The sequence below is a fragment of the Evansella tamaricis genome, assembly GCF_019042215.1.
In the GTDB taxonomy this organism is placed as follows: Bacteria; Bacillota; Bacilli; order Bacillales; family Salisediminibacteriaceae; genus Evansella; species Evansella tamaricis.
Genome location: NZ_JAHQCS010000186.1, coordinates 25,662 through 42,035 on the forward strand (window position 1 = coordinate 25,662; position 16,374 = coordinate 42,035).

Below are 16,374 nucleotides of genomic sequence, written 5' to 3' on the forward strand. Positions count from 1 at the left end.
ACTATCCTTTCAGTCATGTCATATAGGAGAGAAAGACATTATGGGAATAAAGGAAAAATACGAACAAAATTTTCACAACAGTATGATTTTAAATATAAATGATATAGAAGAAATACTTGGCGGGAGTTCGGATATTAAAAAGAGGGAGTTTTATTTATACGAAGCAAGCCATATTAAAGCAACCTTGTTTTTTATAGATGGGTTAGTGAATGAAGAAGTGATTGACAAAACCATTATTTCACCGTTAATAACGAAAAGCTATGAATCCATATTGGACAAAACAAGACCAGCTCTTGGTGTTTACTTATCGGAAAGGATTACAAAACATCTCGTTTCAAATCCTTCTATCGCAACAGTTTCCAAGTTTAAAGACGGAATTGACGGGTTACTGAGCGGACAATCTCTTTTATTAGTAGATTTTTGTGAAGAGGCTTTTTTAATTTCGACACCAGGGTGGGATGCCAGAAGTGTCAATGAACCTCAGACAGAGCCTGTTATTAGAGGTCCTAAAGACGGATTTGTGGAGAAACTTTCCACTAATACCGCTCTAGTTAGGCGAAGAATTAAAGACCCTTTTTTCAGAATAGAGTCTTTACAGTTGGGGGAAAGATCAAAAACAGAAATCGCTATTGGTTATATTGAAGGAATTGTTCGAGATGGATTAGTTGATGAGGTGAAACAGCGATTACAAGATATAAAGATTGATGCAATCATAGAAAGTGGATATGTGGAAGAGTTAATTAATGATGCCCCGTTATCGCCCTTTGTTACCGTGCAAGGAACGGAAAGACCAGATAAAGTTTCGGCAGAAGTGTACGAAGGAAGAGTAGCTATATTTGTGGATAACACACCATACGTTTTAATCGTTCCAACCCACTTTTGGCAATTCTTAAATGCCAGTGATGATTACTATTCCCATTATCTCATTGGGAGTTTTTATAGGATTTTGCGTTATATTGCGTTTGTTGTAAGTTTAACTTTACCTTCCATTTACGTGATGCTCGTAAGTTTTCATATTGAAATGCTACCAACACCACTAGCTATCACGATTGCAGCAGGAAGGGAAGCTATTCCATTCCCGGTTTTAATAGAGGCATTAGCCATGGAAATCGCTTTTGAATTGATGCGGGAAGCTGGGTTAAGGATGCCAAAACCGGTTGGACAGGCAGTTAGTATTGTTGGTTCCTTAATTATTGGACAAGCAGCGGTGGACGCTGGATTAGTGTCCCCAATTATGGTCATCGTTGTTGCTACAACAGGTATTGCATCATTTGCCATTCCTAACTACGATGCATCCTATTCACTCAGGTTACTTCGTTTTCCGTTACTTATAGCTTCTGGAACTATGGATTTATTAGGATTTGCTGCAATTTTTGTCATCATTATTATTCACGCCCTCTCTTTGCGTTCATTTGGAGAACCGTTTATGTCCCCTATTTTACCGATGTATGGGACGGATATGAAAGATACGATGGTACGAATGCCATGGTGGTCGAAGAAAAATCGGCCAACTACTGCAAAAGGGGATACGAAAAGGGAAGGATCCAATCAGAAACCTGCACCACCAAAGTCAAACTCTGCATCTAAAGATAGCCAAAAGAACAATAATTCAAATTAGGGGATAAATGATGAAACGACTTTTAGTTATTTTACCGCTATTCTTCCTTTTATCTAGTTGTATCGGGAAAGAGGAAATCAATGATTTAGCACTTGTAATGGCGGTGGGTTTTGATAAAAACGAAGAAGATGAAATTGTTATCACTGCCCAAATTGCTCAACCTGGCGATGTTCGGGGAGATGCAGCAACGGCAGGACAGACTGGGAGTCCATTATGGACAGTGTATGCAGAAGGGAAAAGTATATTTGAAGCGATTCGTAATATAGCGAGGTTTTCCTCAAGAAGGGTCTATTGGGCTCATAATTTTATCATTGTAGTGAATGAACAGGTTGCCAAAGAAGATGGGATTGTGGATGTCATTGACTTTTTTAACCGTAATAATCAACTGAGGATGCGTACGTGGATTGTCATTACTGAGGGAGAAGCTAAAGAAATAGTAGCAACACAAACGGGACTTGAGGTTATTACAGGTGAGTCACTTGATAAGTTATTCCGTTACAGCCGTATCGTTGCGGAAGCACCACGAACGGATATTATGACTTTATCTGCTGCTTATATGGGGGAACATACTCAACCATATTTAGCGATGGTCAGTTTAAAAAATCATGGCATTGATGCCGAAAAAGAATTTGGGGATGTTCCCCAAGTGGAGTTATCAGGAACGGCCATTTTAAAAAATGACAAAATGGTTGGCAAACTGAATCAAAGGGGATGCAGGGGTTTTTATTGGTTTGTGGAAACCGTGGAATCGGGAATAATCCCACTTACATGTCCGGAAGAAGAAGGAAGGGTCAGTGTTGAACTTCGGGAGAATCGATTTGAACTTACTCCTAACTATAAAAATGGTCTAGTGAGTTTTGATGTAAGTGTTGATTCGAAAGCAGACTTGGTAGAATTGGGTTGCCCAACGGAAATGGAACATAGTGAAGTGGTAGATAGTTTAGCGAAACATGTAGAAACGGAATTGAAATCAGAAATCGAAGCTATGTTATCAACGATTCAAGGGGAATTCAAAGTGGATAGTATTCGTCTTGGCCGGACGTTCTATGGGAAGTTCCCGAAAGAATGGGAGGGATTGAAGGATGATTGGGAAGATCTGTTTCCTAATGTACCTATTAACATAGACGTTTCAGTGGAGATCAATGATCCATTACTACTAGAAAATCCAACCAGACCATCGAAGGACTGATAGGTATGAAAACGCAATTATCAAATGGGATGTTAATTGCCCTTATCATTAATATTGTTTATGCAAAAGGGATCGGAGTTACTCAAGGAATTATTGCAAGACAAGCTGGTGGCGATATGTGGATTATTACTTTCCTTTCTGCAATGATTTGTTTAGGGTTTATGGTTATTACAATTTTTATTATTAGAAGATCTCCAAAAGAAAATATGATGGAACAAGCTGGGTCCATGGTCGGGAAATGCGGAGAAAAAGTGGTTGCCGGTTTAGTGTTTTTATTTTTTGTCGGTGCTTTTGGAGGGGTGATGATAACCGTTGTGTATCACCTGCAAGACTATTTTCTTCCGGATGCTCCTACCATTTTGTTTATCATAGTATCGATTGTAGTTGGTCTGTATGGGGCATATGCAGGAATCGAAGTTATAGCCCGTCTCTCAATGCTAGGTGTCTTCTCCATCGTGATCTTAAATGTGCTTATCCTGTTTGGTTCCCTTTCTTATTTCGAGATTAGGCATTTTCTGCCAATCATGAGAAATGGTGTGATGAAGGCTTTTTTAATCACGGAACATCATAATGCTGATTGGGCCATGGCTATCATGATGGTTTCAATCCTATTGCCAATGGTCAAGGAACAAAAGAAATGGGTTGGTTCAGGAGTTAGGGGAGTGGTTTATGGGGCATTGTTTATTGTACTTTGGCCTATATTAAATGTTGGTGTTTTATCACCTTAAGTGGTCGGACAATATATTGTTTCCTGTATGCAAATGGCAAGAAGTGCGGAAATCGGGCTTTTTATACATAGATACGAATTAATTATGATTATATTTTTCTCCATATCTGCACTCGTCCAAGTAATGATTAGTATTTTATGTACAACCATTGCTTTAAAACATGTAACAGGAATTACAAAGTTAAACAAACTAATTTTTCCTGTATCACTACTCCTTGGAGCGTTTGGATATTGGGTGGTGGAGGATCATATTCGTGCCATGGACTTATTAACATATTATTGGCCAATCATGGCTAATCCTATTGGACTAGGTCTTCCTTTGTTAATCTTTTTATTAGGTTTTTTTTTTCAAAAGAAATAGGGGAGCCAATGAAAAGTAATACTAAAACTGAACCCGTCCTCCTATTTAAGGACGGGTATTTATTTTATTCTTATTTGGTTTCCGTTTTGAGGTGGAGTTTCCGCTAGTATAATCGTACGTTGCTTCCACACCACTGTTCTTTAGTGCTCCACTGGTTACTTGATACTGTCGTTTATCCCGATAAGGCATCTTATACTGCTCCTTTCATATCTTTCATCATGTTTATCCTATTGTTCCAATTCATGTAATCCTTCATTCCTTTATTTCAATTGGGTATATTATAAACGACGTTTTAAACATAATCGTCCTTTACTGAAACGTAGTGAACTGGACTGAAAGGAGTAATTTCATGGTAAAATGGAATGAAGAAGCAGCACCAAACTTAAATTTGAAACCATTAACATTAAAAACATCTAAGTTTATAGGGAAAGATGATAAAAAGAACCATGAGTTTTCCGAAGAACTTGCTGATGGTGGCGAGCGGGATGAAATCATTGAGCAACAAATAAGAGATGATTAGCTCTTCCACGAGGCTAACTTACTTGAATATTCAAAAGGACACTACAAGTATAGTGTTCTTTTTTAATGATGTTTTTTGTCAATGCCTTAACTTCAATGGGGTTAGGTAATTATGGGATGGCATCTGCAGTCAGCATGAGGACAGATCTTATAACAATTTACACAAAAAATTATGGCTCAAGTAGGGCTATACGCCATGGATGGGGCAAAGATATTTGTGAAAAATCGTTGGTTTGAAAAGCCTCCACAAAGTCTTGATCGCAATGAATTGCAAAAATAAAAGAATAAACAAAGAAAAACAACACAACCTATATGCTGTATGAAAAGAATGGAAACAGGAGGATTTACTATGAACAAGCACCGTCGATTTAACTTCATACTTGCCAGTTTCATCTTGATAGTCAGTATTGTTACCCCTTTTCAAGTAGCAAATGCGTATGAACAAATTCCCACTGCTGGTATTGTTGTCAATGGAAAAACGGTGGATGGAATTGATCCAATCAGATTAAATGGTACATATTATCTTCCATTTACCAAACTTGCAAAAATACTTGGCTACAATGATCTTCGTTTTGAGTCCCCTACGAAAACATATGAGATTACGGATGGTTCCACAACCGTACGGATAACAATGGGAGGGACACGTGCCAGGAGGGGAGATGAATATATTAATATTCAAGCTCCGAGATGGATCAATGAAACGGGTTATGTTTCTTTAGCCGCAGCAAGTAGTTTATTTAATTCCTATATTTACTTTAAACCAGAGAATGGTTCGATCCAAGTGGAAAAACCAGCAACAAAGTATATTGTACAGCGTGGGGATTCTCTTTGGTTAATTGCTCAGGCACACCATACGACAGTTGCAAAATTAAAGGCTATTAATGAACTAACATCGGACCTTATTTATCCTAACCAAGTGTTAAAGCTCCCTGCTTGGGAAGATTCGAAAGAAACAGAACCAATCAAAGAGAAAAAACCGGTAAGTGACAATAACCCTGCACCGAGGTCAGAAGTAGCAAATGCTATTATTGGGGAAGCGAAAAAGTATATTGGAGCAGGTTATAAATTTGGGGCAACGTATCAGGAAGCACCATATTTATTTGATTGTTCTTCCTACACACAGTTTGTGTTTGGAAAACATGGTATTGCCCTGCCTCGTAATTCCCGTCAGCAAGCAAGTGTAGGGACACATGTGGCAGTTTCTAATTTAGAACCGGGGGATTTAGTATTTTTCTCTAGTCCAGACCTTTATTCCGATGGCCGTGTAGGTCACCTTGGGATCTATATTGGCAATGGAGATATGATTCACGCATCCTCATCAAGAGGAGTTCATATTGCAAGGGACTTCCTAAATATTGGTTATTGGAAGCAAAACTATTTATTTGCTAAAAGGGTTATTGATTAAATAAGGAGAAGAGGCTGGGACATTTGTCTAGTCTCTTTTTTAAAAGGTAAGAATTTATAAGTTTTTGCACCGTCGGGCAAGTTGTCTAGCTCCAGCGCCTACGGGCTCGGATCACTTCAGGACTTTTCGGAAGCCAAAAAGCGACTTCTGTCAAAGTCCTTCCAGTGACTTTCGCCCGTGACCAAGGCGCTTGCGCTTTTCTTATTGCATCTAATTTGAATAAATTCACTTAAAAAACTGAAAAATATAAGTGTTTACAATTCAATCACTTCTTGACGGTAGCCTTATTACGGGAGGATAGTGATTAACGAGGAGATGATAATATGCAGAAAGCATATGTGAAAGTGTTCCTGGTATTGGTTTTAACAATTGGGTGTATGGTTTCTGGTGAACATGTTTTTGCGGAGTATTTATCAAATCCAGATGATGTTAAAGAGGAATGGTGGTGGAAAGATAAGGAGAATGATGATTCAAGGGAAACGGATCAACCTCCACCTTTAGAAGGGGGAGGTGAAATGTCGGAAAGACAGCAATTGCCTGTTTCCAATATTTTATTACAGCAGCAATATCCTGAAACAGTTGTCTTACAAGGGGCAACAGGGGACAATCGTGTGGCGTTAACTTTCGATGATGGGCCAGATCCACGTTTTACAGAACAAGTTTTAGATGTATTAAATGAATATGATGTTCCTGCCACTTTTTTTGTCATGGGTGCTAGAGCAGACGCGTATCCTGCAATTGTAACTCGCATTCAAGAAGAAGGACATATCATAGGAAACCATACTTATTGGCATCCTAATTTGGTGGAAGAAGGGGAAATTTCTACACTAGAAAGAGAAGTAACACAAACAGAAGATAAACTTGCGGATATTATTGGTTACAGGACAAAATTATTTCGGGCACCATATGGATTTTTATATAATGAACTAGTGGAAAAATTAGCGGAGATGGAGTATACGGTTGTGGGATGGTCCGTAGACTCATTGGATTGGAGAGAAGGGCCACCAGAAGAAATCGCTTATAATGTATTAAGTAATGTTCAACCTGGAGCAATCATTCTCATGCATGATGGTGCGGAATGGGAAGGGGATCGGACGAATACAATTGAATCTCTTCATCAGATCATTCCAGCACTACAGGCGCAAGGGATAGAATTTGTAACGGTGCCTAATTTATTAAATATACCATACCAAAAATAATTTTTTATAAGGTAAGAGGTGTAATTGAGGAGGAGCCATATAAAGTGGTTCCTTCTCTTTTGGTTCCTTATAAAAATTGGCTCTTTTCGCATTGATAGTTGTTTTTAAAGCGAAATTTTTTGCTTGGATACACTACAGGCGGACGCTTGATTGACTCGTTGTTGGAGTCGCCGCCTTTCACTTCTCCAAGCTTTTCTCAAAAAGCAACAAAGTTTCCGAATAGAGCCTAAAAAATTAAATAGATTTTATGAAGGTTTATTCAATTACTTGGAAACCTCTTTTAAAAGGAATTTATAAGTTTTGGATTCGGGCATTGTCTAGCACAAAATTTTTCTTACACGTCTCAAAATATTCAGTTATAATAGTTTAGTAAAGTTGGTGTCTCTATTAGGCTCATTAAATAATTCTACCGACTTTTATATCATGAGAGACAAGTGGTGATGAGAGAGAATGGTTAAAGTCCGAAAAACAAAGAAGATTTTCTTAGTTTATTGTATTGCAATTATTATTTTTATTACAGGTGCATTTGCTTTTTATCAACTGACTCAACAGAATCATTCCATACCAGTAGATTCGGTGGAGAAAGCAGCAAGTATCGTTAAGGAGAGGGTTCCTTTCCAACCTACTAGGGGAGAGGCTGCCGCTTGGGGGAGAATTGAAGAACCGGTCCGTATCACTTTTGTAGGGGATGTATTATTAGATTTAACTATTAAAGAAACGATTAGAACTAAAGGACATGATTACCCGTTTGTATATGTGAAAGATGATCTTCAAAGCGTAGACTTAGCAGTGGCTAACCTAGAAACGCCGTTAACAAAAAGAGATTCCAGTTATAAAGACACGAATCAGCGATTTAACTTTCAATCCAATCCAGAAGATTTTCAAGGGATAATTAATGCGGGATTTGATCTTGTATCATTAGGAAATAATCACGCTTTAGACTATGGGGAGAAGGGTTTACTGGATACCATGGAAGCCTTAGAAGATTATGGATTTGATTATATTGGTGCCGGACGTACTATTGATGAGGCATTCCAGTCACAAACCTATAAGATTAACGGTAAAACAATCAGTATCATGGGAGCGACGAGATTTGTTCCAAGCGGCAGTTGGTATACCTTTGGACAAAATACCCTTGCTGGGGTTGCTGGCGCTTATGATCTGGACTATTTAGTTGAAATGGTAAAGCGGGAAAAAGAAGGAACAGATTACCTAGTTTTATATATTCACTGGGGAATTGAGCGGACTGACCGTCCTGCTGAATACCAAAAATACTATGTAAGGAAATTAGTAGAAGCAGGTGTGGATGCCATCGTTGGTCATCATCCGCATGTACTACAAGGCTTTGAATATTATGATGGGGTCCCTGTTGCGTATTCATTGGGGAATTTCTTGTTTCCTGATTATGTTACTGGACCTACAGCAGAAACTGGTTTATTAACATTAACGTTTGATGACGGAAAAATAGGGATGGAGTTTAAGCCATATTATATTTATAAGGATCAAATCATTCCCTTATCAGACGATGAACAAAAGCGAATTTTAAATAAGCTGGAAAACCTTTCGTATGATGTAAAAATTGATGGATATCAAATTATAGATTTAAGGTAAAGTAAGAGACTAACAGATAATTAGATTAAGGTGGTGTGTCGCAATTCTGGATACATCACCTTTTTATGTGGTTTACTGAGATTCAGGAATATTCAGTAATAACATGTTATTTATGTCTCTTTTGGTAAGACTAAAATGGAAGGAGGAGATGGTAATGCCGCGAAAAACTGCTGCCCCCCCAGAAAATGTGAATATGGAAAATGAAGACATACGAAAGAGACAAAACGGAAATCCAGAAGATGAAATTTCGAAATTAAACAGGTTGTTAGCCACTGTATTAAACTATCTATCCGATGATGAAGTGGAGGAAATTGATATAGACTCCCTGCTTGATAACACAGAAGGCTTACGGGAGTGGTGGGAGAAATATCGGGAAGATAACCGTAAACATATGGAAGAAGAAATCATCCAATCCCTCGCGAACTTAACTATCGATGATTTAGAAAGTATTCAAGAAAAGATTAAAGAGCTAGAAGAATAACAGAAAAAGGGTGTCCTAAAAGTGAATCTTTTAGAAACCCCCTTTGGTGCTCCCTATTTTTCTTTTCTGCCGATAAAACTCATTAATCGTCCGGTCTTCCCTTTATCACGACGGTGTGAGAAGAAGAGACTTGTTTCACAGGAGGTGCAATATTTAGACTGCACAATGTTCTCCTGCTGGATCCCGGCAGCTTCCATCAAAAATCGATTTAATGCTTTTAAATCCAATGAATATTGTCCTGTGTCCACTTCGTTATAAACTAAATTTTCCCCGCTTTTTCCAAGAACTTCGTTGACAAACTGAATTACATAATCATCAACCACATAACAGCAAGGTCCAATGGAAGGTCCAATGGCTGCGTGAATATCACGAGGATGGATACCTTCCTTTTCCTGCCAAAGTCTAACCATCTCACCGGCGATATCTTTAACTGTGCCTTTCCAACCTGCATGGGCCACGCCCAATAATTTTTTCTTAGGTTCTAAAAAAAATAGAGGGACACAATCTGCATAAAAAGAAGCTAAAAGAATATTGGGTTCTTTCGTATAGAGACCATCAGTACCAGTAATGCTGCTCTCATAATCAAAAACTCCTCTCCCTGCATCTTCCGCTGTGATTTCCTCGATTCTATTTTCGTGAATTTGTTCACCACACACCCAATTGGCAGGTGTAAATGAAAGGAGGTCTCCAATGCGTTGTCTGTTTTCGAGGACTTGTGAGGATTCATCATTTACATGTAGACCAACGTTTAACGATGTAAATGGTTTTTCACTAATCCCCCCATTTTTTGTAGTGAAACCTACAGTAAGGTCAGGGAGTAGTGAATCCCAATGATCAAGTTTCAAAATTTGCTCATTTAATAATGAAAATGGTTCCTTAAACACGATCTTGTCCCCCATAGATTAGATTTATTTTTATTTTATCATATGTGATATTAACATATTCGTTTCAGAGATTTTACTTTGTCAGCCAAACGTATATTCGCTATAATAGATTGGAAGAGTGGAGGGAGAATGATGTTTGGTAAACGATCTTTAAATGATTTAATAGACGATTTAAAAAAAGATGAACACATTGCTCATTGGCATGAAATGAAAGAAGAACCTGCATCCACCGTACCGTTCCCCAAATCAATGGATGACCGCATTATAGATGCTCTCAGAAAACGGGGGATTGAGGCATTATATACCCATCAGGGCAGTTCCTTTCAGGCAGTGATGGACAGGAAAAATATTGTGGCAGTAACACCAACTGCTTCCGGAAAAACATTGTGCTATAATTTGCCAGTTGTTCAGCGCATTTTAACTAAACCGGAATCACGTGCCCTTTATTTGTTTCCAACAAAAGCATTGGCACAGGATCAAAAGACAGACATGAACACATTCATTGATCAACTAGACGTAAATATCAACAGTTATACATATGACGGGGATACCCCTGCTAACATCAGACAGATTGTGAGAAAGGCAGGTCATATTGTAATCACGAATCCAGACATGTTACATTCTGCCATTTTGCCCCATCACCCGAAATGGATTTCTTTATTTGAAAACTTGGAAACGGTTGTTATTGATGAACTTCACACCTACAGGGGAGTGTTTGGTTCCCATGTGGCTAATGTCATCCGCCGTCTGAAACGAATTTGCAGATACTATGGAAGTGAACCCACGTTTATTTGCACATCGGCAACGATAGCTAATCCAAAAGAATTAAGCTCTGAACTTATTGGGGAGAAAGTAGAACTGATCGATAATAACGGCGCCCCAAAGGGGAAGAAACATTTTGTGATGTACAATCCCCCTGTAGTAAATAAACAATTAAATATTCGAAAAAAAGCGATGAGCGTAGTTAATGACATTGCAGCTACTTTTTTAAAAGAAAGAATTCAGACCATCGTTTTTTCCCGAAGTCGTGTCAGTGTAGAGATTATATTAAGCCATCTTCAGGAATTGGTGAAAAATGAACTACAGCGGAAATCTATCAGGGGCTATCGGGGTGGTTACTTACCGAAGCAACGCCGGGAAATTGAACAGAGTTTAAGGAATGGGGAGACAATCGGTGTGGTTAGTACTAATGCACTGGAACTTGGGGTGGATATTGGCCAGTTACAAGTTTGTGTCATGAATGGTTATCCAGGTTCTGTTGCCTCGAGTTGGCAACAGGCAGGCCGGGCAGGCCGAAGGAAAGATGAGTCGGTCGTTATTATGGTGGCTAATTCTAGTCCAATTGACCAGTATATCTTTCAACATCCTGAATTTTTCTTTGAAGGTTCTCCAGAAACCGCTCGGATTAATAAAGATAATCTTATTATTTTGGTGGATCATTTGAAATGTGCTGCCTATGAACTCCCGTTTGAAAAAGGGAGCACTTTTGATGGTGTAGAAGTAGAAGAGATCCTTGAATATTTGACAGAGGAAAGGGTTCTTCATCATCAAAGGAATAAATGGTTTTGGATGAATGATGCCTTTCCTGCTCATAACATCAGTCTCCGTTCGGCCGCTCAGGAAAACGTGGTAATCATCGATCAGACGAAAGTGGAAAAGCACCGTGTGATCGGAGAGATGGATACTTTCAGTGCCATGACGCTTCTCCATGATGAGGCCATATATCTTCACGAAGGAACACAATATCAGGTAGAGTATCTCGACTGGGACGAGAAAAAAGCTTTTGTGAGAGAAGTGGATGTGGAGTATTATACGGATGCAAATTTAGCAGTACAATTGAAGGTATTAGATGTGGATATGGAGAAACAGTTAGGCAATGGTACATTAGAATATGGAGACATGATGGTGACAGCAATGGCTACCATCTTCAAGAAGATAAAGCTTGAATCCTTTGAAAATATAGGGTCTGGTCCGATTCATTTGCCCGAACAGGAACTGCACACAAATGGCGTTTCGTTATCTTTTCATCCGGAACAGATGGAACGGTTTGATAAAAAAGTGGTGGAACAGCTTTTGTTAGGTGTTGCCCATGTGGTACAACATGTGGCGTGTGTCCGTGTGATGTGTGATAAAAACGATTTACACGCAGTTCCTGAAGTGAAAGCAATACATTCGGAAAAACCAACTGTTTATTTATATGATAGGTATCCTGGTGGTATTGGATTAAGCGAAAGTGTTTATAAGCAGATGGAGAATATTTTACAGGAAGCAAAAAATTATATTGAAGGTTGTCCGTGTGAAGAAGGATGTCCTTCTTGTATTGGCATAGCAGGTGCCACAGAAGGGAATATGAAAACAACTGTGAAACAATTGATAAACAGCTGTTTAACGAATACAGGCAGGGGATAGAAATGAGTATAAAATCAAAATTACAACGTATGAAGACTCACTTAAAAGCGGAAGACACACATGACGGACTTGTGGAAAAACTGGAAGATAGTCCACCTGTTCTCGTTTTTGCCGATTCTGACCGGGAATTAGCTGAAAAATGGAAGAAGCATGGATTTGATCCCTTCTCCTTTGGGGACCAGATTTCCTACCGAAAACGGTCCTTTTATCCATGGAAAAATAGTGCTGAAAAGAGAGATATTGAGACGACTTACAAATTATGGGACGAATATTCCCATGAGCACCCCCTTTCTTGTAAGGATGTCCCACTCCACCGAATGTTGTTCTTTGATACGGAAACTACTGGTCTATCCACTGGAGCAGGGAATACGATCTTTTTAATAGGGTATGCCCGTGTTTTAAAAGAAGGAATTGAGGTTATACAACATTTATTAGGTGATCCGTCTTCGGAAGGGGCGTTTCTTTATGGTTTTCTTCAGGATTTCCATGAGGAGGATTATTTGGTCAGTTATAACGGGAAAGCCTTTGATTGGCCTCAAGTCCGATCCCGTCATACGTTTGTAAGGGATCAGGTTCCAAGACTGCCTGCCTTTGGACATATTGATTTGTTGCACGCTGCAAGAAGACTTTGGAAACATGAACTTCCGTCTTGCCGGCTTTCGATTGTGGAAAAGGAAAAACTGGGGATATTCCGGTCAAATGACACTCCTGGAAGTATGGCACCAATTCTGTATTACGAGTACTTGCAGGAAGAAGATCCGGAGCACTTGCTTGGAATCATTGAACACAATAATCAAGATGTCCGATCGTTAATAAGTCTCTTTGTTGCCATTTCCAATCGTATATTTTTTCAATCACAATCCCCGTTCTCTCAAATGGAACACATCCAAATCGGAAACTGGCTCGAACAGACCGGAAATTTGGAAGGGGCAAAGGGGCATTATATAACAGCTTCTAACTATGATGACAAAGACAGTGGGGACGCTTTTTATCGTCTTGGTCTCCTTTTGAAAAAAATGGGAGATGTTGCAGATGCAAAGAAATCGTTCACCAAATGTGTTCAAATAAGCCCATTTTGCCACATAGACGCATATATTGAACTTGCCAAACTGGCTGAACATCAGGAAAAAGATTATTTGCTTGCACATGCTTATGCTAGAAAAGCCAAACAAGGTTTAAAAGGATCTCAACGTCTAACGAAAAAACAGACGGATTTATTGTCCGCTGTAAAAAAGCGAGTGGAACGCTTGGAAAAGAAACTTGGATAATAGGGAGGTGAATCGTTTGAAGGAGGAAAATAATCGTACGAATATGGATGTTATCCGTACTACACGCCCATTTAATTTATTATCTGACACGGAATTTATGGAGATGACTGGCAATAGCAAACGTCATTCTTTCAAGGAAAATGAATTCCTTTTCCATGAGGAAGATGAGGAAGTTGAGATGCACTTTTTATTGCAGGGATTAGCAAAAAACGTCCTCCACCGTGAAAATGGGCAGCCATTTTCTGTCCGCTTTTATTATCCAGGAGACTTAATTGGTACATTGATCCTCCTCGCCGGAAATCAATTAAACTTTTCGGTGCAGGCCCTGGAACGTTGTGAAACAGTCCAATTTAATAAAGCCGCATTCCTTAAAGTGATGACAGAAAACAAACTGTTTTCTGATGTGATCCTTGGAGAAATCGGAGACAGGATGAAATCACTCTATGAGGAAATTAAACGGAGTCGTTCCAATGGGGACACGGAGAATATTCCATTATACCGAACAAGGATTCGAACGATTATGGAGAAGGTACCTGCAATTTTAACAGAAAGAACCATTAAAGAAGCAGCACGTACCATTTCAGAACTCCGTAAGCCAGGGTTAATTGTTTGGGACAGGGATAAAAAACTTGTTGGAATCATAACACAGCATCAAATTGTGGATGCCCTCATGCAAGGGAAAGGGAATGAGTATGTTCAGGATTGGGCATTTAGGGGGGCGAGAACGATTCAAGAGGATGCTTTCTGTTATGAGGCTTTACCATCGTTTAAAGATGAGCATGTAGATCTACTGCCTGTGTTAAGAAAAAAGAAAGTGGTTGGAATAGTAACTGCAGAATCTTTTCTTTTATTACAGGATTCGAAATACATTAATTTATCTTTTGAATTACAGCATGCTGACAGTCCGGAAGCACTGGGGAAACTCTCACCAAAAAACAATGAACACTTCATCTCTTTTACCGATGCCCTACTACGAGATGGGACACCAGCCTCGGAGGTTTGTGAGCTCATTTCCAATTATAATGATCTGATCCACAGGAAAGCAATTAAGATTGCGTTAAAGGAAATGAAAGAGGAAGGGTATGGTCTGCCTCCAGTTAACTATTGTTTCATTGTCATGGGTAGCCAAGGAAGGAAGGAACAGGCTTTTAGTACCGATCAGGACAATGGTTTTATACTTGATAATTATGAACACCTTCCCCATCAGAAAGATATAATAAACTATTTTAAATATTTTGCAGAAAAGATAAATCGGATGTTGGTCATGTGTGGATTCCCAGAATGTACCGGTGGCATCATGGCACGGGAGGAAAAGTGGTGCAGAAGCCTTCAAAGCTGGACGGAGGAAGTTAAGAGGTGGGTTAAAGAAACAGATTCACAGGAAGTAAGGGATTTTACAATCTTTGTGGATTACCGCCCCGTTTTTGGTGATTTTGATTTAGCTATTCGTCTGCGGGAAGCTGTCACTCCAACTATCCAAAAGGGGAAAATACTTCATGCCATGCTCATGAAAGATACGATTCGGTTTCGTGTACCGATTAATTCATTCAATAAAATCGTTACGAAGGGTAAATCAAAATCCTTCGATCTCAAGAAATCAGCAATGATGCAAATCGTAAATGGTGTTCGAATATTTGCTATTCGATATGGGATTATGGAAGTAAGTACGTCAAAACGCTTAGATGAACTGGAAAAGGCAGAAGCTTTTCATCCCCGGGATGTAAAAAATGCAAAACTTGCATTGGATTATCTTCATTTATTTCGAATTAGGGAGCACATGAATCAGTTAAAAAGTAATATTCCCCTTTCCAATGAATTGTCCATAACATCGCTGACAAAAGAGGAAAAAAAGAGGCTGAAAGAATCTTTAACGATTGCGAAGAGGTTGCAGCAAATCAGTGAATTAAGTTTTGCAAAGAATCGGGGGATATAGATGGAAATATCTTTTTTTCAAGTACTAAAATATTTTGTGTATGATTTCCATCGTTTTAAAAGCTATCGACTTCGTTTTATTTGGGAAAATAAAAGACTGTTTGACCAAAACTTAGCAGTTTTTCAAGAATCTCAGTTTTCCCCCTATGTTATGGATCTGCCATTAGATGAGATAACATTTACTGTATTTGATTTGGAAACAACCGGTTTTTTTCCAAAGATAGGGGATGATGTGATCGCCATCGGAGCGATGAAAATTAACTTAAAGAATATGAAGTTCCCGGAACATTTCTATGAAATTATCAAACCCTTCAAAGAACCTTCCGAAGATGTTTTGGAGCTTACAGGGTTAACAAGAGACGAAGTGAAAAATGGAAAGTCTTTTCCCGACGCCTTTGCAAATTTTTTATTGTTTTCCCATAATACCGTTCTTGTTGCGCACCCAGCCAGCTTTGATGTTCCATTTTTGCAAATCCAAGCCAAAAGATGGGGGTTTCCTAACTATTCACCCAAGTACATAGATTCTTATGAAATGGCCCAAGTCTTGTATCCCCATGAAAACCAAAGCTTAGATGATTTGTTATCCCGGTTTGAAATTGAGAAAAAAAATAGGCATCATGCGCTGCATGATGCTGATATGACTGCAAAATTGTTTCAAAAGTTTGTTGTCGAATTAAAAAAACATGGTATTTTTACTTATTCCGATTGGGATAAGGCAATGAAAAACCGGAAAAAAGTTATTCGGAGAAGGCGGCCAAACCACGTATAATT

At 38.9% G+C, this 16,374-nt stretch carries 15 protein-coding genes; 13 read left to right on the forward strand and 2 right to left on the reverse strand.

The features are described 5' to 3' along the window. The first annotated feature begins 40 nt into the window (after nt 1–40). From KS419_RS24100 to KS419_RS24115, 4 genes are read left to right on the forward strand one after another with little or no spacing between them, the layout of a single operon-like run. Complete coding sequence (locus KS419_RS24100) at nt 41–1,618, forward strand: spore germination protein (protein ID WP_246594763.1); 1,578 nt, start codon at nt 41–43, stop codon at nt 1,616–1,618. Nucleotides 1,619–1,628: 10 nt separating this feature from the next. Then, the gene (locus KS419_RS24105; protein WP_217069656.1) at nt 1,629–2,807 is read left to right on the forward strand and encodes a Ger(x)C family spore germination protein; all 1,179 of its coding nucleotides are present in this window, start codon (nt 1,629–1,631) and stop codon (nt 2,805–2,807) included. 5 nt (nt 2,808–2,812) lie between these two features. Next, nucleotides 2,813–3,535: a GerAB/ArcD/ProY family transporter gene (locus KS419_RS24110; RefSeq protein ID WP_217069657.1), complete on the forward strand. Its 723-nt coding sequence runs from the start codon at nt 2,813–2,815 to the stop codon at nt 3,533–3,535. Continuing rightward, complete coding sequence (locus tag KS419_RS24115; protein WP_217069658.1) at nt 3,536–3,895, forward strand: hypothetical protein; 360 nt, start codon at nt 3,536–3,538, stop codon at nt 3,893–3,895. Nucleotides 3,896–3,940: 45 nt separating this feature from the next. On the opposite strand, the gene KS419_RS24120 is transcribed toward KS419_RS24115, so the two are convergent. Then, complete coding sequence (locus KS419_RS24120) at nt 3,941–4,084, reverse strand: hypothetical protein (RefSeq protein ID WP_217069659.1); 144 nt, start codon at nt 4,082–4,084, stop codon at nt 3,941–3,943. 160 nt (nt 4,085–4,244) lie between these two features. Here KS419_RS24120 and KS419_RS24125 point away from each other — a divergent pair, with 160 nt between their 5' ends. The 5 genes from KS419_RS24125 to KS419_RS24145 all read left to right on the forward strand — a co-directional run bounded on the left by KS419_RS24125 (nt 4,245) and on the right by KS419_RS24145 (nt 9,110). Continuing rightward, nucleotides 4,245–4,415 carry a hypothetical protein gene (locus tag KS419_RS24125; RefSeq protein WP_217069660.1) on the forward strand — a complete coding sequence of 57 codons (171 nt, stop codon included), beginning with the start codon at nt 4,245–4,247 and terminating at the stop codon, nt 4,413–4,415. A 348-nt stretch (nt 4,416–4,763) separates the two neighbouring features. Next, on the forward strand, nt 4,764–5,819 hold the full coding sequence (locus tag KS419_RS24130; protein ID WP_217069661.1) for a C40 family peptidase: 1,056 nt from the start codon (nt 4,764–4,766) through the stop codon (nt 5,817–5,819). Between the two features lie 323 nt (nt 5,820–6,142). Continuing rightward, nucleotides 6,143–7,018 carry a polysaccharide deacetylase family protein gene (locus tag KS419_RS24135; RefSeq protein WP_246594764.1) on the forward strand — a complete coding sequence of 292 codons (876 nt, stop codon included), beginning with the start codon at nt 6,143–6,145 and terminating at the stop codon, nt 7,016–7,018. A gap of 450 nt (nt 7,019–7,468) precedes the next feature. Then, a complete protein-coding gene (locus KS419_RS24140) occupies nt 7,469–8,629 on the forward strand; it encodes a CapA family protein (RefSeq protein ID WP_217069662.1) in 1,161 nt (386 codons plus the stop codon). 154 nt (nt 8,630–8,783) lie between these two features. Then, entirely contained in the window at nt 8,784–9,110 is a 327-nt protein-coding gene (locus tag KS419_RS24145; RefSeq protein WP_217069663.1) for a hypothetical protein, read from the forward strand. 53 nt (nt 9,111–9,163) lie between these two features. On the opposite strand, the gene pgeF is transcribed toward KS419_RS24145, so the two are convergent. Next, nucleotides 9,164–10,009, reverse strand: a complete 846-nt coding sequence (gene pgeF / locus KS419_RS24150; RefSeq protein WP_217069664.1) for a peptidoglycan editing factor PgeF — start codon at nt 10,007–10,009, stop codon at nt 9,164–9,166. A gap of 117 nt (nt 10,010–10,126) precedes the next feature. On the opposite strand from pgeF, the gene KS419_RS24155 reads away from it, so the two are divergent. Genes KS419_RS24155 through KS419_RS24170 form a run of 4 tightly spaced genes read left to right on the forward strand, consistent with a single transcriptional unit; the run spans nt 10,127 to nt 16,372 of the window. Further along, nucleotides 10,127–12,403: a DEAD/DEAH box helicase gene (locus KS419_RS24155; RefSeq protein WP_217069665.1), complete on the forward strand. Its 2,277-nt coding sequence runs from the start codon at nt 10,127–10,129 to the stop codon at nt 12,401–12,403. Between the two features lie 2 nt (nt 12,404–12,405). Next, nucleotides 12,406–13,671: a ribonuclease H-like domain-containing protein gene (locus KS419_RS24160; RefSeq protein ID WP_217069666.1), complete on the forward strand. Its 1,266-nt coding sequence runs from the start codon at nt 12,406–12,408 to the stop codon at nt 13,669–13,671. Nucleotides 13,672–13,687: 16 nt separating this feature from the next. Then, on the forward strand, nt 13,688–15,604 hold the full coding sequence (locus KS419_RS24165) for a DUF294 nucleotidyltransferase-like domain-containing protein (RefSeq protein ID WP_217069667.1): 1,917 nt from the start codon (nt 13,688–13,690) through the stop codon (nt 15,602–15,604). Beyond that, nucleotides 15,605–16,372, forward strand: coding sequence for a 3'-5' exonuclease (locus KS419_RS24170; protein ID WP_217069668.1), 768 nt, complete (start codon nt 15,605–15,607; stop codon nt 16,370–16,372). The last annotated feature ends 2 nt before the right edge of the window (nt 16,373–16,374 follow it).